The organism is Streptomyces calidiresistens (assembly GCF_014141525.1).
Lineage (GTDB): Bacteria > Actinomycetota > Actinomycetes > Streptomycetales > Streptomycetaceae > Streptomyces > Streptomyces calidiresistens.
The window spans coordinates 1-3,204 of record NZ_VKHS01000646.1 but is presented as its reverse complement, the minus strand read 5'-3'; the positions used below and the strand labels follow the sequence as shown (position 1 = coordinate 3,204).

Sequence of the window (3,204 nt, the reverse complement as noted above, 5' to 3'; positions counted from 1 at the left end):
GTCCAGATCCTTTTTCAGCTCGGGATTCCGGTTCGGCAGGAGGTCAACTGCTGCTCGGCGAGCCTGCGCCGCAGCCGCTTGTCGACGGCGCGCTCCACCGTCTCGTCGAGGCGGTCGTCGAGCTTCTCCAGGAAGGACTCGACCAGCGCCGTCTCGTAGTTCTCGCCCAGTTCCTTGCGGGTCTGCACGGCGGCGTCCAGATCCTTTTTCAGCTCGGGATTCCGGTTCGTCATGCCGTTCACGCTACGGACGCCCGCACCCTCGCGCACTGGGGCCAACCCCCCTATCGACCCTCCGGTTCCCGTCCCCCCTCCGGGCACCGGGAACCGGCGGGTCCGGGGCCCGCTGCCTAGACTCGGCCCCGTGGACGAGGCGAGCGCGAGACTGCTGAAGTTCTTCGAGGGCCGGAGACTGACCCCGGTCCAGCGGCGCATCGCGCACTGCCTGGTGCGGCGGGCCGCCGACGCGCCCTACCTCTCCAGCGTGGAGGTGGCGCGGGCGGCCGGCGTCAGCCAGCCCTCGGTCACCCGCTTCGCCGTCGCCCTCGGCTACGACGGCTACCCGGCGTTGCGCCGTGCCCTGCGGGACCCGGACCGGCCGGCCCCGGGCGCCGCGGCGGGGGCGGCGGGGCCGGACACGGACGGTGCGGGGGCCGGCGCCGTCCGGCCCTCCCGCCGGGTCGAGGGCGCCAACCCCCACCAACAGGCCGTTCTCGCCGAACTGGAACACCTGCGGCAGTTGGCGGCCCTGCTGGCCGATCCCCGGCCGGTCGAGGAGGCCGCCCGACTGCTCGCCGCCTCCCGACCGCTGCCCGTGCTGGGGCTGCGGGCCGCCGCCGCCCAGGCGGCCGGCTTCGCCTGGTTCGCGGCCAAGGTGCACCCCGACGTCCGGCCGCTGACCGTCGGGGGCAGCGAACTGGTCGACCGGATCGAGGCCGCCGCCGGAGCCGGGGCGGGCGCCCTGCTGTGCTTCGCGCTGCCCCGGTACCCGCGCGAGGTGATACCCGCCCTGGCCGCCGCCCGGGCCGCGGGGTTGCGGGTGGTGCTGGTCGCCGACACCGCCTTCCCGGTGGTCGCCGAACCCGGTGACCTGGTGCTGCCCGCGGCCGTGGGCACCGCGCTGTCCTTCGACACCGCCTGCGCCCCGATGATGCTGGGCCGGGTCCTGCTCGAGGCGATGTGCGACGTGCTCCCCGACGCGGAGGGCCGCCTCGAACGGTTCGAGACGCGGGCCGCCGAGCGCGGGCTGTTCGTGGAGTGACCCGCCGGCCCGGCGGGCGGGGAGGGGAGCGGACGCGCCCCGGGCCGATCGGCCCCGGACGCGGGCCCGGGACCCTGTTGACGGGTTTCATTCAGTCCGTAGAGTGAGTGAATAGTCCAGTGCGAGGGCGCACGGCGCGACGGGCCCGCCCGTCGTCGGCCCGGCGCCGACCCGGGAGGCAGTCCATGGCAGGACCCCGCACCGTCCGCGCGGCCCGAGGCACCCGGCTCACCGCCCGGGGCTGGCCCCAGGAGGCCGCCCTCCGGATGCTGTGCAACAACCTCGACCCCGAGGTCGCCGAGCACCCCGAGCGCCTGGTGGTCTACGGCGGGTCGGGCAGGGCCGCCCGGGACTGGGCCTCCTTCGACGCCATGGTCCGCACCCTCACCGACCTGCGCGCCGACGAGACGATGCTGGTGCAGTCCGGCCGTCCGGTGGGCGTGATGACCACCCACGAGTGGGCGCCCCGGGTCCTCATCGCCAACTCCAACCTGGTGGGGGAGTGGTCCACCCCCGAGGAGTTCCGCCGCCTGGAGGGCCTCGGCCTGACCATGTACGGCCAGATGACCGCCGGGTCCTGGATCTACATCGGCACCCAGGGCATCCTCCAGGGCACCTACGAGACCTTCGCCGCCGTCGCCGCCAAACGCTTCGGCGGCTCCCTGGCCGGCACCCTGACGGTCACCGCCGGCCTGGGCGGCATGGGCGGCGCCCAGCCCCTGGCGGTCACCCTCAACGGCGGGGTGGCGCTGTGCGTGGACTGCGACCCGCGCGCGGTGCGACGCCGTCTGGACCACGGCTACCTCGACGTGGCGGCCGACGACCTCGACCACGCGCTGCGCCTGGTCGAGGACGCCCGGGCCCGCCGCGCGCCGCTGTCGGTGGGCGTGGTCGGCAACGCCGCCGAGGTGCTGCCCCGCCTGCTCGCCGCCGGCACGCCGGTGGACGTGGTCACCGACCAGACCAGTGCCCACGACCCGCTCGCCTACCTCCCCCTCGGGGTGCCCTTCGAGGAGATGGCCGGGTACGCGCGGGACAAGCCGGAGGAGTTCACCCGGCGGGCCCGCGAGTCCATGGCCGCGCACGTGGACGCCATGGTCGGCTTCCTGGACGCCGGGGCCGAGGTCTTCGACTACGGCAACTCGCTGCGCGCCGAGGCGCGGCTGGGCGGCTGCGAGCGGGCCTTCGACTACCCCGGCTTCGTCCCCGCCTACATCCGGCCGCTGTTCTGCGAGGGGAAGGGCCCCTTCCGGTGGGCGGCGCTGAGCGGGGAGGCCGCCGACATCGCCGCCACCGACCGGGCGGTGCTCGACCTGTTTCCCGACAACGAGCCGCTGGCCCGCTGGATCCGCACCGCCGGCGAGCGGGTGCGCTTCCAGGGCCTGCCCGCCCGGATCTGCTGGCTGGGCCGGGGCGAACGGGACCGCGCGGGCGAGCGGTTCAACGACATGGTCGCCTCCGGGGAACTGGCCGCCCCGGTCGTCATCGGTCGCGACCACCTGGACTGCGGGTCGGTCGCCTCCCCCTACCGGGAGACCGAGGCGATGCGGGACGGCTCCGACGCGATCGCGGACTGGCCGCTGCTCAACGCCATGGTCAACGTCGCCTCCGGCGCCTCCTGGGTCTCGATCCACCACGGCGGCGGGGTGGGCATCGGGCGCTCCCTGCACGCCGGGCAGGTCACGGTCGCCGACGGCACGCCCCTGGCCGGGGAGAAGATCCGCCGGGTGCTCACCAACGACCCCGGGATGGGCGTGATCCGGCACGTGGACGCCGGCTACCCGGAGGCCGAGCGGGTGGCGGCCGAGCGCGGGGTGCGGGTCCCGATGCGCGAGGGCGAGGGGGCCCCGGACGGCGGTCCCGGGGACACCGCCGGGGACACCCCGGACGCGGGCCGGTCGGGAGACCGGCCGTGACCCCCGACGGCGCGGGCCGGCCCACCGC

At 75.7% G+C, this 3,204-nt stretch carries 3 protein-coding genes; 2 read left to right on the top strand and 1 reads right to left on the bottom strand.

What is annotated here, in order from left to right:
- Positions 1 to 14: 14 nt before the first annotated feature.
- Entirely contained in the window at positions 15 to 233 is a 219-nt protein-coding gene (locus FOE67_RS20915) for a hypothetical protein (RefSeq protein ID WP_182666385.1), read from the bottom strand.
- A 130-nt stretch (positions 234 to 363) separates the two neighbouring features.
- Here FOE67_RS20915 and FOE67_RS20910 point away from each other — a divergent pair, with 130 nt between their 5' ends.
- Complete coding sequence (locus tag FOE67_RS20910; RefSeq protein WP_323385198.1) at positions 364 to 1,260, top strand: MurR/RpiR family transcriptional regulator; 897 nt, start codon at positions 364 to 366, stop codon at positions 1,258 to 1,260.
- A gap of 185 nt (positions 1,261 to 1,445) precedes the next feature.
- The gene (gene hutU / locus FOE67_RS20905) at positions 1,446 to 3,176 is read left to right on the top strand and encodes a urocanate hydratase (RefSeq protein WP_182666383.1); all 1,731 of its coding nucleotides are present in this window, start codon (positions 1,446 to 1,448) and stop codon (positions 3,174 to 3,176) included.
- Positions 3,177 to 3,204 lie beyond the last annotated feature (28 nt).

Coding starts and splice junctions, on each gene's coding strand:
- hutU (WP_182666383.1), top strand. CDS start 1,446: ATGGCAGGACCCCGCACCGTCCGCGCGGCCCGAGGCACCCGGCTCACC.
- FOE67_RS20915 (WP_182666385.1), bottom strand. CDS start 233: ATGACGAACCGGAATCCCGAGCTGAAAAAGGATCTGGACGCCGCCGTG.